Origin of the sequence: Arthrobacter sp. K5 (genome assembly GCF_040448525.1) — a bacterium.
GTDB lineage: Bacteria > Actinomycetota > Actinomycetes > Actinomycetales > Micrococcaceae > Arthrobacter > Arthrobacter globiformis.
Window position 1 is genome coordinate 1102817 of record NZ_CP159279.1, and the last position, 15646, is coordinate 1118462.

At 65.5% G+C, this 15646-nt stretch carries 14 protein-coding genes and 1 tRNA gene; 7 read left to right on the forward strand and 8 right to left on the reverse strand.

Going from position 1 to position 15646, the window contains the following annotated elements; translation table 11 throughout:
* Nucleotides 1–45: 45 nt before the first annotated feature.
* A complete protein-coding gene (locus tag ABRP34_RS04895) occupies nucleotides 46–1110 on the forward strand; it encodes a D-2-hydroxyacid dehydrogenase (protein ID WP_353712455.1) in 1065 nt (354 codons plus the stop codon).
* A 283-nt stretch (nucleotides 1111–1393) separates the two neighbouring features.
* Here ABRP34_RS04895 and ABRP34_RS04900 read toward each other — a convergent pair whose 3' ends face one another.
* From ABRP34_RS04900 to ABRP34_RS04930, 7 genes are all read right to left on the reverse strand, one after another.
* Entirely contained in the window at nucleotides 1394–2743 is a 1350-nt protein-coding gene (locus tag ABRP34_RS04900; RefSeq protein ID WP_353712456.1) for an MFS transporter, read from the reverse strand.
* Between the two features lie 128 nt (nucleotides 2744–2871).
* The gene (locus ABRP34_RS04905; protein ID WP_353712457.1) at nucleotides 2872–3669 is read right to left on the reverse strand and encodes an IclR family transcriptional regulator; all 798 of its coding nucleotides are present in this window, start codon (nucleotides 3667–3669) and stop codon (nucleotides 2872–2874) included.
* A 348-nt stretch (nucleotides 3670–4017) separates the two neighbouring features.
* Nucleotides 4018–4335, reverse strand: a complete 318-nt coding sequence (locus tag ABRP34_RS04910) for a hypothetical protein (protein ID WP_353712458.1) — start codon at nucleotides 4333–4335, stop codon at nucleotides 4018–4020.
* Between the two features lie 87 nt (nucleotides 4336–4422).
* A tRNA-Val gene (locus ABRP34_RS04915) sits at nucleotides 4423–4495 on the reverse strand.
* An 81-nt stretch (nucleotides 4496–4576) separates the two neighbouring features.
* Entirely contained in the window at nucleotides 4577–5506 is a 930-nt protein-coding gene (locus ABRP34_RS04920) for an NAD-dependent protein deacetylase (RefSeq protein ID WP_353712459.1), read from the reverse strand.
* Between the two features lie 15 nt (nucleotides 5507–5521).
* On the reverse strand, nucleotides 5522–6025 hold the full coding sequence (locus ABRP34_RS04925) for a peroxiredoxin (protein ID WP_353712460.1): 504 nt from the start codon (nucleotides 6023–6025) through the stop codon (nucleotides 5522–5524).
* A complete protein-coding gene (locus ABRP34_RS04930; protein WP_003802164.1) occupies nucleotides 6022–6441 on the reverse strand; it encodes a DUF3052 domain-containing protein in 420 nt (139 codons plus the stop codon). The genes ABRP34_RS04925 and ABRP34_RS04930 overlap by 4 nt, the downstream gene beginning before the upstream one ends.
* A 368-nt stretch (nucleotides 6442–6809) precedes the next feature.
* On the opposite strand from ABRP34_RS04930, the gene aceE reads away from it, so the two are divergent.
* From aceE to fabF, 6 genes are all read left to right on the forward strand, one after another.
* Nucleotides 6810–9551 carry a pyruvate dehydrogenase (acetyl-transferring), homodimeric type gene (gene aceE, locus ABRP34_RS04935; RefSeq protein WP_353712461.1) on the forward strand — a complete coding sequence of 914 codons (2742 nt, stop codon included), beginning with the start codon at nucleotides 6810–6812 and terminating at the stop codon, nucleotides 9549–9551.
* Between the two features lie 185 nt (nucleotides 9552–9736).
* Nucleotides 9737–10981 (forward strand): helix-turn-helix domain-containing protein, encoded by a 1245-nt coding sequence (locus ABRP34_RS04940; RefSeq protein WP_043420079.1) that lies wholly within the window; start codon nucleotides 9737–9739, stop codon nucleotides 10979–10981.
* A gap of 88 nt (nucleotides 10982–11069) precedes the next feature.
* On the forward strand, nucleotides 11070–11999 hold the full coding sequence (locus tag ABRP34_RS04945) for an ACP S-malonyltransferase (RefSeq protein WP_175305040.1): 930 nt from the start codon (nucleotides 11070–11072) through the stop codon (nucleotides 11997–11999).
* On the forward strand, nucleotides 11996–13060 hold the full coding sequence (locus tag ABRP34_RS04950; protein WP_353712462.1) for a beta-ketoacyl-ACP synthase III: 1065 nt from the start codon (nucleotides 11996–11998) through the stop codon (nucleotides 13058–13060). Before ABRP34_RS04945 ends, ABRP34_RS04950 begins: the two co-directional genes overlap by 4 nt.
* Before the next feature lie 81 nt (nucleotides 13061–13141).
* Nucleotides 13142–13387 (forward strand): acyl carrier protein, encoded by a 246-nt coding sequence (locus ABRP34_RS04955; protein WP_003806076.1) that lies wholly within the window; start codon nucleotides 13142–13144, stop codon nucleotides 13385–13387.
* A gap of 205 nt (nucleotides 13388–13592) precedes the next feature.
* Entirely contained in the window at nucleotides 13593–14828 is a 1236-nt protein-coding gene (gene fabF / locus ABRP34_RS04960) for a beta-ketoacyl-ACP synthase II (RefSeq protein ID WP_353712463.1), read from the forward strand.
* A 154-nt stretch (nucleotides 14829–14982) separates the two neighbouring features.
* On the opposite strand, the gene ABRP34_RS04965 is transcribed toward fabF, so the two are convergent.
* A complete protein-coding gene (locus tag ABRP34_RS04965) occupies nucleotides 14983–15486 on the reverse strand; it encodes a DUF3145 domain-containing protein (RefSeq protein ID WP_003806074.1) in 504 nt (167 codons plus the stop codon).
* Nucleotides 15487–15646 lie beyond the last annotated feature (160 nt).

The window sequence follows — 15646 nt, forward strand, 5'->3', positions numbered from 1 at the left end:
GGTCAATCACGAGCAATCTGTTCAGTATTCTAGCCCCCATTCAGTATGATGAACAGCATGACGACTGAAACCACCGTCGCGATAGCCGTCCCGCTCGAAGCCGAGTTCGTGGAACGCATCCGCGCCGTAGATCCCTCCGTGACCGTTCTTTACGAGCCCGACCTGCTGCCGCCCGAACGGTTCCCGGCAGACCACGCCGGCGACCCCGGCTTCAAACGCACACCTGAGCAGGAGGAGCGCTACTGGGACATGCTGGGCGAGGCCGACGTGCTTTACGGCTTCCCGAACGAAAGCCCCGCGGGCCTGGCGCGGATCGCGAAAGAAAACCCTCGCCTGCAATGGATCCACGCCATGGCGGCGGGCGCCGGCGGTGCAGTCAAGGCCTCCGGGCTCGATGCGGAAACCCTGAACAAGTTCAAGGTGACCACGTCGGCAGGAGTGCACGCCCTGCCCCTCGCGGAGTTTGCGGCACTGGGCATCCTCAACGGTTTCAAACGGACCGCGGAGCTCGCCCAGGACCAGGCGGCCAAGGTGTGGCCGGAGCTGCGGACACCCACCAAGCTGGTCAACGGCTCCTCGCTGGTGGTCACCGGGCTTGGGGAGATCGGGCTGGAAACCGCCCGGATCGCCCGCGCACTCGGCATGAAGGTCAGCGGCACCAAGCGTTCCGTGGAGCCGATCGACGGCATCGAGGAAGTGGCGGACAACAACGGACTGGCCGGGCTGCTCGCCTCGGCGGACGCTGTGGTGAACACCCTTCCGGGAACGCCTTACACGGAGAAACTTTTCAACCGCGAGATCTTCGCGGCCATGAAGCCCGGGACGGTCTTCGTGAATGTGGGCCGCGGAACTGTCGTGGACGAAGACGCGCTGCTCGAGGCACTGGAAAACGGACAGGTGGCCTACGCCTGCCTGGACGTTTTCGCCGTCGAGCCGCTCCCCCTGAACAGCCCGCTGTGGAGCCATCCGCGCGTCATGGTCTCTCCGCACACCTCGGCCCTGAGCGAGGCCGAGAACCGCCTGATCGCGGAGCGCTTCTGCAGCAACCTCAGGACGTTCCTGGACGGCGGCGAACTCCCCCATCTCGTGGATACAGTCCACTTCTACTAAACCGCACTTCAACTAAACCGCCCGCGGCAGGACATTCCTGCACGGGAACCACCGGAGAGCCGGGCAGCCACATGGTTGCCCGGCTCTCCCTTTGCGCTCCCCAGGCGCGAACGTACACTTGCGGCCCACCGCCGGGCGCGAACGTAGACTTGCGGCCCACCGCCCGGCGCGAACGTACACTTGCGGCCCACCGCCGGGCGCGAACGTAGACTTGCGGCCCACCCCGCGTTGGGATGGGCCGCAAGTGAAGGTTCGCGCTGTGTGTTTCGTCGCTGTGTGGCGCCTAGCTGGCGTCCTCGATTGAAACCAGGTCCCGTCCCCTGGTTTCCGGCGTGAAGAAGGTGCTCACGAAGGAGATCAGCGCAAGGACCAGCGAGTAGAGCGCCAGGACCAGCCAAGAGTAGCCGGTGGCAGCGAGCAGCGCAGCCCCCACCAGCGGAACCAGGCCGCCGGCCAGCACGGCGGAGAGTTCGCGGGACATGGCCACACCCGTGAACCGGTACTGCGATCCAAACAGTTCAGGCAGCAGCGGGCACTGCGGTCCCAGCATGGACTGCACTCCGAGCGCGATGCCCACCACCATGACCACCCACACCAGGGTCACATTGCCCAGGGTCACGAGGTAGAACGCCGGGAAGGCGATGACGGCCTGGAACAGGGCACCGTAACGGTAGACCGGAACGCGGCCAAAGCGGTCGGACAGCGCACCGAAGGTGACCACCATGACGGCGGCGAAACCGGCGGCGATCAGGAGACCCACGGGACCGATGAACTTGTCGCCCGGGAAAACGCCGGCCGGGGCCGCCAGGAACGCCACCAGCAGCGCCGAATAAATGGAGGAGTTTCCGTTTTCACCCATGCGCAGGCCGATGCCGACGAGAACGTTCTTCTTGGAGTGCTTCCAGAGCTGGCCCACAGGGTTCTTGACGACGTTCTTGTGCTTCTCCAGCTCCTGGAATACCGGGGTTTCCTTGAGCCGCAGGCGGATGAACACCGCAATCGCGATGAGGATCACGCTGGCCAGGAACGGCACACGCCAGAGCCAGCCTTCGAGCACGTCCTTATCGGCGGTGGCGATGAGGGCGAAGGTGCCGGCACCCAGAAGGGTGCCCAGTTGGATCCCCACGAACGGCAGTGAGGCAAAGAAACCACGACGGCGGGGCGGAGCCACTTCGGAGATCAGCGTCGTTGCGCCGGCCTGCTCAGCGCCGGCGCCGAGGCCCTGGACGATCCGGAGGACGACCAGGAGCACCGCGCCGAGCATTCCTGCCTGCTCGAATGTCGGCAGCAGGCCGATGGCGAAGCTTGCCGCGCCCATCAGGCCGATCGTCAGGATCAGCACCATTTTCCGGCCGTACCGGTCCCCGATGTAGCCGAAGACGATGCCGCCGAAGGGCCGGGCAGCGAAGCCCACGCCGTAGGTGGCGAATGATGCGATCAGCGCACCCTCATCGCCGAGCGGCTTGAAGAACAGCGGACCGAAGATGAGTGCCGAAGCCAGGCCGTAGATATAGAAGTCGTAGTACTCCAGAGCGGACCCTACGGAGCTGGCAAGTGTTGCCCTTCGCAGCTGTTCCGGTTCGACGACGGCGCCGTCCGCATCAGCCAGCGGTGAATCAGTACGAGTTGTCACTAGCACTCCCTCAAAGACACATCAGGCCCCCGTTGGCCTGGTGAGTAGTGACACCACTATTGCGTCGGTCACTATGTTGAACAGCGTACAACATGATGAACGACTAGCCAATAGTGCCGGGGTTTCGTCTAGCCCATGGGATTGCCAAGGGATCTGGCCAGCTCATTCAGCTCTTTGACCATCTGCGCGCCCTGCTCCTGTGAGTAGGTTGCCTTCAGCGCTGTGACAGACAGGCCAAGACTGGGGCCATGCGCGCCGCGCGTGGGTACAGTCACGGCGAGACACACCACACCCGTGGTGGATTCCTCGTCTTCAAATGCGTAGCCCTGCTCGCGGATCTGCTCCAACTGAGCCTTCAGTTCCGCTCCCGTTCGCAGGGATTTGGGCGTCAGCACGGGAAGCTCCGCATCGTCAGGGAACATCGCGTCGATGTCGTGGTCGTGGAGCCTGGCAATCAGGGCCTTGCCCACCGCGCAGAGCGACACCGGCATCTTGTCGCCGATATTGGACGTCAGCCGGACGGCCGGATGGCCCTCATAGCGGGCCAGGTAGATGACGTTCGTGCCATCCAGCATGGCGATGCGCACGGTTTCACCCGACAGAGTGGGCGCCTGCTCGCAAAAACGGTAGAACTCCTGGACCTCGTCGAGCCGGCTCAGGTAGGCGGCACCCAGTTCCACGAGCTTGCGCCCGAGCGTGTATTCGGCGCCCTGCCTGCTGATGAGCCTCGCCTCCTCAAGGGCCAGCAGAAGGTTGGACGTTGACGATTTGGGGATTCCGAGGTCCCGGGCGAGGTCGCTGAGGGTAAGCCGGCCAGTGGCGGACGCCGCAAGCGACTCCAACACGGCGGCAGCTCGCGTGACAGCAGGCGCCGGGGACGCGCTGCCGAGTCCGTCATTGGCTTTGGGTGTACGGGAATCGGCCATGATTCTCCTTTTCATACGCGCTCAGGCAGCGGGGGTCAGCGGATTGCATCGCGCACGAAACACCGGCGACGATGCCAAAGCGTCCAGTCAACTGAACACCTACCATCATACTGGCTGGAGGGCTGCCCCTGAAGGCATGCGGGGGTTAGCGGCAGGGAGCCGGAGCGCGGGGAGCCACCCCCGGGCGGCACCTTCTTAACAGTTTCGTGTTTCCGAAAGTTCACGGTATATTCAAATCCAAGCCTTCCACCGCGGCATCCCCCAATAGTCGCGGTGGAAGGCTTATCCAATTCCCGGGCACCTTAGGATTCCGGGCCTCGCCGGCCTTCTGCCCTTCCGGCCTTCTGCCTAGGCCGCATCCGCGATGGCGTTTTCCGCGGTGTTGTCCGCCACAGCGCTCCGCAGTCTCCACCCGCCGCCAAGTCCGTCGCGGACGATCTCCATGGTGGTCAGCGCCGATCCCGCATTTCTCCCCAGCCGGGTCTGCAGCCGCCACACTTCGACGTCAACGCGGCTAAGTCCCAGCGGCATCCGGCGCTCCGCCTCCCACCAGCTGACGCGTTCAAACCAGCGCAACGGCTCCGCGCCCACCGTCCATTCCTGCCCGCCGCGGATGACAGCTCCGGGCTGCCCGTCGGCAGCAGTCCTCACAAGTACGTGTTCCATGCCCGCAGGCTACGGCGGGGCACAGACATTAAACAGAAAACCCCGTCTGACCAGGCTCAACGACTTGGTCAGACGGGGTAATTAGGGTGGGTCCTACCGGGATCGAACCGATGACATCCACGGTGTAAACGTGGCGCTCTACCAGCTGAGCTAAAGACCCAAAGAGAGGTTTTTCGCACCGAAGCGCTCGAACCAACGAACATAGACTCTACCCGAACAATGCCCTGAAACGCCAATCGGGTCAGACCGCAGCGAGCGGGGGCAATTCGTCGGCCAGCCAGGTGAGGGACTCGCTGACGCCGGCTTCCAGCTTGATCGTGGCGAGGTCGTCGCCGCGCGTCTGGCCGCGGTTGATGATCACAACAGGCTTGCCTTGCTTGGCGGCGTGACGGACAAACCGCAGCCCGCTCATGACGCTGAGTGAGGAGCCGGCAACAAGCAGGGCTTCGGCTTGATCCACCATTGCGTACGCGCGCTCCACGCGTTCCTTGGGGACGTTTTCGCCGAAGTACACAAAGTCCGGCTTCAGGACGCCGCCGCACGCGGGGCAGCGGGCGATCACAAAACTGCGGATCAGTCGCAGGTCCTCCACAGTGGCGTCGGCATCAGGTGCCATCTCGACAAGGCCGGACTTCATGGCGTGGTCCAGAAAGTCCGGATTCAGTTCTTCCAGAACCCTCGCGAGCAGCTGCCTCGAGTACGTGTGCCGGCACTCCAGGCAAATTACCTGGTCGAAGCGTCCGTGAAGGTCCACCACGTTAACGCTGCCGGCGTCCTCATGGAGGCGGTCCACGTTTTGGGTGATCAGTCCGGTCAGGAGTCCGCGCCGCTCGAGGACGGCGACGGCGGCATGGCCGGCGTTGGGATTGGCCCGCCTCAGGTGGGACCATCCAATGTGGTTACGCGCCCAATATCGCTGCCGATTGGCAGCGTCGCCCACAAACTCCTGATAGGTCATGGGTGAGCGCGGGGGCGAATCCGGCCCGCGGTAGTCCGGGATGCCCGAGTCCGTGCTCAGGCCGGCCCCGGTCAGCAGCGCCAGCGGCAGCCCGGCAAGCACGTCACGTATCCCGCCCAGCGCGCCGAGGTCGCTGTCCGCTGACTCGGCGGGCGGGGCAGGAGGCAGACTGGCGAACCCTGTCAGGCCGATGCCGGTCCGCCGCTGATCCATGGGATGGCCTGACGCTTAACCCTGGGCCAGTTCTGCGAGGATGCGGCGGTATTCGGCGAGTTCCCGGGCTTGGCCCCGCGGATTCACAACGACGTAGCGGACCGTTCCGCCGGCGTCGATAATGAACGTCCCGCGCCGTGCCATTCCACTTTCCTCGTCAAACACGCCGTACTCACGGGCCACGGCGCCGTGCGGCCAGAAGTCCGCGAGCAGACTGAAGCCGTAGCCTTCCTGCTCGGCGTACGCCCGGAGGGCAAACTTGCTGTCCACCGAGACCGCCAGCACCTCGGCGTCGGCATGTTCGAAGACGTCGAGGTTGTCCCGGATCTCACACAGCTCGCCAGTGCAGATGCCGGAGAACGCGAAGGGGTAAAAGACAACCACCACGTTGCGTCCGCGGAAGTCGGCAAGCCGGACGGGTTCCCCGAACTGATTGGCCAGGGTGAAGTCCGGCGCCTGCTGCCCAACTGCGGGCACCCCGGCCAAGTCCACTGCTACAACGGCGGCCTGTCCGGTCATTTGTTCTTCCTGGTCACCAGGCGCGTCGCGCTCCAGTCCTTGGAAACGCCTGCGGACGTGGTGCAGTGCAGTCCTGCGGTGGGGGCCGCGTCCTGGATGTCGGACGGGGAAACGTATCCGGGGCGGCCGGACTTGGGCGTGAGGACCCACACCACGCCGCCCTCGGTGAGCGTCGTGAGCGAGTCGACCAGGGCGTCCACGAGGTCACCGTCGCCGTCCCGCCACCAGAAGATCACGGCGTCCACGACGTCGTGATCATCCTCATCCAGAAGCTCCGACCCCGTCAGATCCTCTATGTCATCACGCAAGTCGAAGTCGACGTCGTCGTCGTAACCGAACTCCTGAATCAGATCCCCGTCTTTGAAACCCAATTTTTCCGCCACATTTACCGAAGTGGCGGCGTCGGCCTCGCTCACGTGTTCCTCCTGTGCATAGTGATGTCAATTACTCCAAGCCAACACCCTTTGGGCGTGTGCTTCAAGCTGCGTGCGCCGCGGTGCGGCTTATTGTGCGTCACACAACAAGTATGACGGTCAAATAGGGCGGGCGGTTCATGCGCGGCTACGCATCCGCAGGCCGTCGGAGCTACAGTGACTGTTGACAACTATGCCTGGCGGGGCGACCGCCCCCAATGAACAGGCAGTCATACACACGAGATAAAACCCTGCCCGGCGCACATGACCGGGCTGTTGTAACCGATATGACGCACACGACGCGTTCACGCCGGGCAGCTACCCTGCCGGACCTGAGTGCGCCGGTGAATGCGCGCAAAGAGAGGTTGGACGTGGCTGCAGGAGAAGATACCTCCCATATCCTCAGCGGGTTGACTAACCAGCTGCCTGATCGTGATCCGGAAGAGACCGCCGAGTGGGTTGAGTCCCTGGACGCGCTGATCAGGGAACAGGGCACGGAGCGTGCCCAATACATCATGCGCAGTCTCCTGCAGCGTGCCGGCGCGCAGAGCGTCGGGGTTCCGATGGTGACCACCACGGATTATGTGAACACGATCCCGGTGGACCAGGAAGCGGAATTCCCGGGGAACGAGGAGTTCGAGCGCCGGTACCGGGCGTACATGCGCTGGAACGCGGCGGTGATGGTGCACCGGGCGCAGCGGCCCGAGATCGGGGTGGGCGGGCACATCTCGACCTACGCCGGTGCCGCGACCCTGTACGAGGTCGGGTTCAACCACTTCTTCCGCGGCAAGGACCACCCCGGCGGCGGGGACCAGGTGTTCTTCCAGGGCCATGCGTCCCCGGGCATGTACGCCCGGGCGTTCATGGAAGGCCGGCTCTCGGAGGAGGACCTGGACGGGTTCCGGCAGGAAAAGTCCAAGGAAGGCCACGCGCTCTCCTCCTACCCGCACCCGCGGCTGATGCCGCACTTCTGGGAGTTCCCGACCGTGTCGATGGGCATCGGCCCGATGAACGCGATCTACCAGGCCCAGTCCAACCGGTACCTGCACAACCGCGGCCTGAAGGACACCTCGGACCAGCAGGTCTGGGCGTTCCTGGGTGACGGGGAAATGGACGAGCCCGAGTCCCGCGGCCTGCTCCAGCTCGCCGCGAACGAGAACCTGGACAACCTGAACTTCGTGATCAACTGCAACCTCCAGCGCCTGGACGGCCCGGTGCGCGGCAACGGCAAGATCATGCAGGAACTCGAGGCGTTCTTCCGCGGCGCCGGCTGGAACGTGATCAAGGTCGTCTGGGGCCGGGAATGGGATGACCTGCTCACCCGCGACACGGACGGGTCGCTGGTGCAGATCATGAACGAAACCCCGGACGGGGACTACCAGACCTACAAGGCCGAATCCGGCGGGTTCGTCCGGGAACACTTCTTCGGGAAAACCCCGCAGACCAAGGACCTGGTCGCTGACCTGACCGATGACCAGATCTGGAACCTCAAGCGCGGCGGGCACGACTACCGCAAGGTCTACGCCGCGTACAAGGCCGCGACCGAATTCAAGGGCAAACCCACCGTGATCCTGGCCAAAACGGTCAAGGGCTACGGCCTGGGCCCGCACTTCGAAGGCCGCAACGCCACCCACCAGATGAAAAAACTCACCCTCGACGACCTGAAGAAGTTCCGCGACCACCTGCGGATTCCGGTCACGGATGAGCAGCTGGAGAAGGACCCCTACCGCCCGCCGTACTACCACCCGGGCACGGACGCGCCGGAAATCAAGTACCTGCTCGAGCGCCGCGCGGCCCTGGGCGGTTCGGTTCCGGAACGGCGTTCGAAGCACTCGGACATCGAGCTGCCCGAGGCGAAGACCTACGAGGTGGCCAAGCGCGGTTCGGGCAAGCAGCAGGCCGCCACCACCATGGCGTTCGTCCGCCTGCTCAAGGACCTGATGCGGGATAAGAACTTCGGCAAGCACATCGCGCCGATCATCCCGGATGAGGCCCGCACGTTCGGCATGGACGCGTTCTTCCCCACGGCAAAGATCTACAACCCCAAGGGCCAGAACTACCTGTCCGTGGACCGGGACCTGGTCCTGGCCTACAAGGAATCCGCCCAGGGCCAGCTGATCCACCCCGGCATCAACGAAGCCGGCGCCGTGGCAGCCTTCACCGCCGCCGGCACCGCCTACGCCACCCACGGCGTACCCCTGGTCCCGGTCTACGTGTTCTACTCCATGTTCGGCTTCCAGCGCACCGGCGACGCCTTCTGGGCCGCCGCCGACCAGATGACCCGCGGCTTCATCATCGGCGCCACCGCAGGACGGACCACCCTCACCGGCGAAGGCCTCCAGCACGCCGACGGACACTCCCCGCTGCTGGCCTCCACCAACCCCGCCGTAGTCACCTACGACCCCGCCTACGGCTACGAAATGGGCCACATCGTCCGCAACGGCCTCGAACGCATGTACGGGCACGACTCGGCAGACCGTAACCTGATGTACTACCTCACGGTCTACAACGAGCCCATCACCCAGCCCGCCGAACCGGAGAACCTCGACGTAGAAGGCGTCCTGAAGGGCATCTACAAGCTCGCAGCCTCCACCACCGAAGGCCCCAAGAGCCAGATCCTCGCCTCCGGCGTCTCCGTCCCCTGGGCCCTCGAAGCCCAGCGGATCCTCGCCGAAGACTGGGGCGTCTCCGCCGACGTCTGGTCCGTCACCTCCTGGAACGAACTGCGCCGCGACGGCCTCGCCGCCGAAGAGGAAGCCTTCCTCAACCCCGGCCAGGACGCCCGCGAACCCTTCGTCACCAGACAGCTCGCCGGAGCCCAGGGCCCCGTCGTCGCCGTCTCGGACTACATGAAGGCCGTCCCGGACCAGATCCGGCAGTTCATCCCGAACGACTTCGCCACCCTCGGCGCCGACGGCTTCGGCTTCTCCGACACCCGCGCCGCCGCCCGCCGCTACTTCAAAAACGACACCCACTCGGTCGTCGTGAAGACCCTGCAGCTGCTGGCAGCCAAGGGTGAGGTTGACGCACAGGCACCGGCGAAGGCGATCGAGAAGTACCGTCTGCTCAACGTGAACGCCGGCACCACGGGCAACGCCGGAGGCGAGTCCTAACCCGGCTGCCTGAGCCCGAACGAACGAACGACGGCGGTCCCCACCCACGGTGGGGGCCGCCGTCGTCGTCTGCGGTACTTCAGCTGCACTTCCGGAGGCGCCGGACGGGCTGTGACGCAACACAATGGCAGTTGTAGCCTTTGCACAAAATGGAGCTTGCCCCGCAGGCACCGTATGCTCGAATCATGCCCGAGCCGTCCCCCTCCCCTGCAGCACGCAAACCGCCCTCCCGGACCATGACTCCGGAGAAGACGGAGACCCTGAAAAAGCTCAGGGCAAGCGTCGGTCAGCTGTCCACCACCACCATGCGCCAGCTGGAGAAATCCCTGCCGTGGTACAGCCGGCTCAGTTCGGACGAGCGCTCCGCGCTGGGCCTCGTGGCGCAGAACGGCATCGCAGCGTTCGTCACCTGGTATGAGCGCCCCAGTTCCCCGTCATGGATCCTGTCCGACGTTTTCGGCACCGCCCCGACGGAACTGACCCGGTCCATCAGCCTGCAGAAGGCGCTCCAGCTCATCCGGATCGTCGTGGAGGTGGTGGAGGACCAGGTGCCGGTCATCGCGCCTGAAGCGGACCAGCCCTCGCTGCGCGAAGCCGTCCTCCGGTACTCGCGGGAAGTGGCCTTTGCCGCCGCCGACGTATATGCCCGGGCCGCGGAATCCCGGGGATCCTGGGACACGCGGCTCGAAGCCCTGATTGTGGACGCCATCCTGCGCGGCGAAAACACTGACGCGTTGCGCTCCAGGATCGCCGCGCTCGGCTGGAAGGCGCAGGAGCGCTTCACCGTGATGGTGGGGAACTCACCGTCGGAACCCAGCGCCAGCTACGTCAGCGAACTGCGCCGCATGGCCGGCCGGTACGCGGAGGATGCCCTCGTGGGAATCCAGGGCGACCGCCTCATCCTGATCCTGGGCGGCGTGCACGACCGGGAAACCGCGTATGTGAAGCTCAGCGAGATGTTCGCGCCCGGTCCGGTGGTCTACGGAGCGGAAGCCAGCTCCCTGCTGGAAGCCAGCGGCTCGGCGCAGTCCGCCTTCGCCGGCCTCACAGCTGCCCGGGCGTGGCCCGCCGCTCCCCGCCCGGTGGCAGCCGACGATCTCCTGCCGGAACGGGTCATTTCCGGGGACGATGCCGCCCGGCGGTCGCTCGTGAAAAACATCTACCGGCCGCTCCTCGCGGCGTCGAACGGGCTGGTGGAAACGCTCGGCACGTACCTGGAACTGGGGCATTCACTCGAGGCGACGGCGCGGGAACTCTTCGTCCATGCCAACACGGTGCGGTACCGTCTCAAGCGTGTCTGTGATGTGACAGGCTGGGATCCGCTGCTCCCGCGCGAGGCTTTCGTGCTCCAGGCAGCCCTTGTGGTGGGGCGGCTTTCCACTCCGCCGAAGCCCGCCGTCGAGCGTGTTGCCGCGCGGAACACGAATTGAACCGTTGTAGACTTCCTACAACCTGACCCCGTGAGCTTGGTGTACGGAAACACCAATGGATCACCCGGTAATTTGGAAAGCTGGATACGTGCTTGCAATCGTCTGCCCTGGACAGGGCTCACAGACCCCCGGTTTCCTGGCCCCTTGGCTGGAGCTGCCCTCCGTAGCAGGCCATCTGGCCTCCCTGAGCGAAATTGCAGGCATCGACCTCACTGCGCACGGGACCACCTCTGACGAGGAAACCATCAAAGATACCGCCGTCGCACAGCCGCTCATTGTCGCGGCCGGGCTGGTGGCCGCCAAGTCGCTGTTCGACGTCGAACTCAGCACGCTGCCGGTCATTCTGGCCGGGCACTCGGTGGGCGAGATCACGGCGTCCGCGCTGGCCGGCGTGCTCACCGAAAAGGAAGCCATGACGTTCGTGCGCGAACGCGCCAACAGCATGGCCGCGGCAGCTGCCGTCACGCCCACCGGCATGAGCGCCGTGGTGGGTGGCGATCCCGCCGAGGTCCTGGCCGCCATCGAGGCCGCCGGTGCAACGCCCGCAAATGTCAACGGAGCAGGCCAGACCGTCGCCGCGGGCACCTTCGAACAGCTCAAGGCCCTGGCCGAGAATCCGCCGGCCAAGGCCCGCGTGATTCCACTTAAGGTTGCCGGGGCATTCCACACCTCACATATGGCTCCGGCCGTGAGCGCCCTCGAGGCGCTCCGCCCGGAACTGCAGCCACAGGCACCTGCCGTGCCGCTGCTGTCCAACTACGACGGCCAGGAGGTCACGGCGGGCACCGCCGCCGTCGACAGCCTGATCGCCCAGGTCTCGCGGCCGGTCCGCTGGGACCTCTGCATGGAGACCCTCGCGAACCGCGGCGTCACTGGCGTCATCGAACTCGCTCCGGCGGGCACCCTGGCCGGACTGGCCAAGCGCGGCATGCCGGGCGTCAAGACCGTTGCTGTCAAAACGCCGGACGACCTGTCCGCGGCCTTGGCACTCTTCGCAGAACTGGAAGGACAGGCATGAGCAGCACGCCGGTACTGAAGCAGACTCCGCTCAACGAGCACACCCGGGTCCTGGGCATCGGCGCTTACCGCCCCGACGTTCTGGTCACCAATGAGGACGTGTGCCAGTGGATCGATTCCTCCGACGAGTGGATTCGCCAGCGTACCGGCATCGTCACCCGCCACCGCGCACCCGCCGACGTCAGCGTGATCGACATGGCCGAGGGCGCCGCCCGTGAGGCCATGCAAAAGGCAGGCATCGAGGCATCCCAGCTCGGCGCCGTCATCGTCTCCACGGTGACCCACCCTTATGCCACGCCGTCGGCTGCCGCGAGCCTGGCCGACCGGCTGGGCGCCACTCCTGCTCCTGCCTTTGACATCTCCGCGGCCTGCGCCGGCTACTGCTACGGCGTAGCCCAAGGCGACGCGCTGGTCCGTTCTGGGGCCGCGAAGTACGTCCTTGTTGTCGGCGCGGAGAAGCTCTCCGACGTCATCGACAACCGCGAACGCACCATCTCGTTCCTGCTGGGAGACGGCGCCGGCGCCGTTGTCATCGGCCCGTCGGACACCCCCGGCATCGCACCGTCAGTGTGGGGATCGGATGGCAGCAAGTGGGACGCCATCGGCATGACCCGCTCCATGCTGGACGTCCGTGATCTCGGACTGGCGGCGCGCCGGTCCGACTCCACCGGCGACCTCGCGCTCCTCGAAGAGGCGCAGGAGCTCTACCCGACCCTCCGCCAGGACGGTCAGACGGTGTTCCGCTGGGCGGTCTGGGAGATGGCGAAGGTTGCCCAGCAGGCGCTGGACGCCGCCGGCATCCAGGCCGAGGACCTGGTGGCCTTCATTCCGCATCAGGCCAACATGCGGATCATCGATGAGATGGTCAAGAAGCTGAAGCTGCCCGAGACCGTCACCGTGGCCCGGGACATCGCCGATGCGGGCAACACCTCGGCGGCCTCGATCCCCCTGGCCACGCACCGCCTGCTCCAGGAAAACCCCGCGCTGAGCGGCGGACTGGCCCTGCAGATCGGCTTCGGCGCTGGGCTGGTCTTCGGTGCGCAGGTGATTGTGCTTCCGTAGCAATTCCGATAACCAAGCCGCAACCGCGGTTTGCCCATTTCCGGCATCCCCTGCCGGCAATAACAAGAAAAGGAGCCATCAATGGCTAGCAACGAAGAGATCCTGGCCGGACTGGCTGAAATCGTCAACGAAGAGACCGGCCTGGCCCCCGAGGCGGTCGAACTGGACAAGTCCTTCACCGAGGACCTGGACATCGACTCCATCTCCATGATGACCATCGTGGTCAACGCCGAAGAGAAGTTCGGCGTCCGCATCCCGGACGAAGAGGTCAAGAACCTCAAGACCGTCGGCGACGCCGTGGACTTCATCTCCAACGCCCAGGCGTAGGTAAGACATCAGCCTTCACTGGCTTCAGCCTTTTACAGGCTTCAGCGTCACCGCTGAACCCGGCTGGCCGGGCCCGCACCTTTCGGGACCGGCCAGCCGATGCACCATCCCTGAATTTTTTTGAAGACTTCCCCCGCACGCCACCCACTCCGGCCTCCGGCCAGCAGCACAGGACACGGCAGGCGCACCGACAGAGAGTGATCCCATGACACGCAAAGTAGTCATTACAGGTCTGGGTGCCACCACGCCCATCGGCGGCGACGTACCCACGATGTGGCAGAACGCGCTGAAGGGCGTTTCGGGAGCCCACACCCTTGAGGATGAGTGGGTTGCCAAATATGAACTGCCGGTCCACTTCGCCGCCCGGTGCTCCACGCCCGCACTCGACGTCCTGAGCCGTGTCGAGGCCAAGCGCATGGACCCGTCAACCCAGTTCGGCGTCATCGCCGCACGCGAAGCATGGGCCGACTCCGGCATCACCGAAATCGACCACGACCGGCTGGCCGTGGCCTTCGCCACCGGCATCGGCGGCGTCTGGACGCTCCTGGATGCGTGGGACACGCTGAAAGAGAAGGGTCCCCGCCGCGTCCTGCCCATGACGGTTCCGATGCTCATGCCCAACGGTGTGGCCGCCGCTGTCAGCCTGGACCTGGGCGCCCGCGCCGGTGCGCACACTCCGGTGTCCGCGTGCGCTTCGGGCACCGAAGCCCTGCACCTCGGACTGGACCTGATCCGCTCGGGCAAGGCCGACGTCGTCATGTGCGGCGGCGCCGAAGCCGCCATCCACCCGATGCCGCTGGCAGCGTTCTCATCGATGCAGGCGCTGTCCCGCCGCAACGACGATCCCGAGCACGCCTCCCGCCCTTACGACCTGGACCGTGACGGTTTCGTCATGGGCGAAGGCGCCGGCGCCCTGGTACTGGAAGCCGAAGAGCATGCCCTCGCCCGCGGCGCACGGATCTACGGCGAGCTCGCCGGCACCTCCGTGACCGCCGACGCCTACCACATCACAGCACCGGACCCCCAGGGCCTGGGTGCCACCCGCGCACTCAAGGCAGCCATGTTTGACGGCCGCATCCAGGCGGAAGACGTGGTCCACGTCAACGCCCACGCCACCTCGACGCCGGTCGGTGACAAGCCGGAGTACACGGCCCTGAAGGCGGCGCTCGGCAACCACGTCGAGAACGTTGCCGTCTCGGCCACCAAGTCGCAGATGGGCCACCTGCTCGGTGCCTCCGGCGCCGTCGAGGCCGTGCTCACCGTCCTGGCTGTCCACGAACGCAAGGCACCCGTCACGATCAACCTCGAGAACCAGGATCCCGAGATCCCGCTCGACGTCGTCACCTCCGCCCGCGCCCTCCCGGCCGGCGACATCGTGGCGCTGAGCAACTCGTTCGGCTTCGGCGGCCACAACGCCGTCGTTGCCATCCGCAGCGTCTGATGCACCCTGAATGAACGCTGAAGAAGCCCCCGCCGGTTGGCGGGGGCTTCTCTGTGCTATGGGGAAATTGCTGCGGCTGGCGCGTGCCAGCCGCCTCAGCTGTCAGCCGCCCCTGATGGGTCGGCCGAGCAGGCGGTTCAGCCGGTCCTGCTCGTCAGCCGACCTGGTGCAGCCAGCGCACGGGTGCGCCTTCGGCGGCGTGCCTGAAGGGTTCCAGCTCCTCGTCCCACGCCTCGCCGAGGGCAAGCGAGAGCTCGTGGTAGACGGCGGAGGGGTCGCCGGCACCGGCCTCATAGGCGTAGCGGATGCGGTCCTCTGAAACCATGATGTTGCCGTGCACGTCCGTCACGGCATGGAAAATGCCCAGCTCAGGTGTGTGGGACCAGCGTCCGCCGTCCACGCCCTGACTGGGTTCTTCGGTGACCTCGAAGCGCAGGTGTGCCCAGCCCCGGAGGGCAGACGCGAGCTGCGCACCTGTCCCCTGAGCGCCGGTCCAGGACAGCTCCGAGCGGAACATTCCGGGCGCGGCGGGCTGAGGTGTCCATTCCAGATCCGTTCGCTTGTCCACGACAGATCCGATGGCCCACTCAACGTGAGGGCACAGTGCGGTAGGGGCCGAGTGAATAAACAGCACACCGCGGGTCATTGCAACAGACATTCCATCCTCCATAGCTGTAGGTACGTCTTCCCCAACGACCTGCATGGATGGATATTTGCTGCTCCGGGCGCCGCCTGGTGCCGGTGATTCCTGCCAATCTATGAAATTACTTGCCGGACTGACAAGGGGCGCCTGGAGACTGCTTCAAGCACAACTTGAA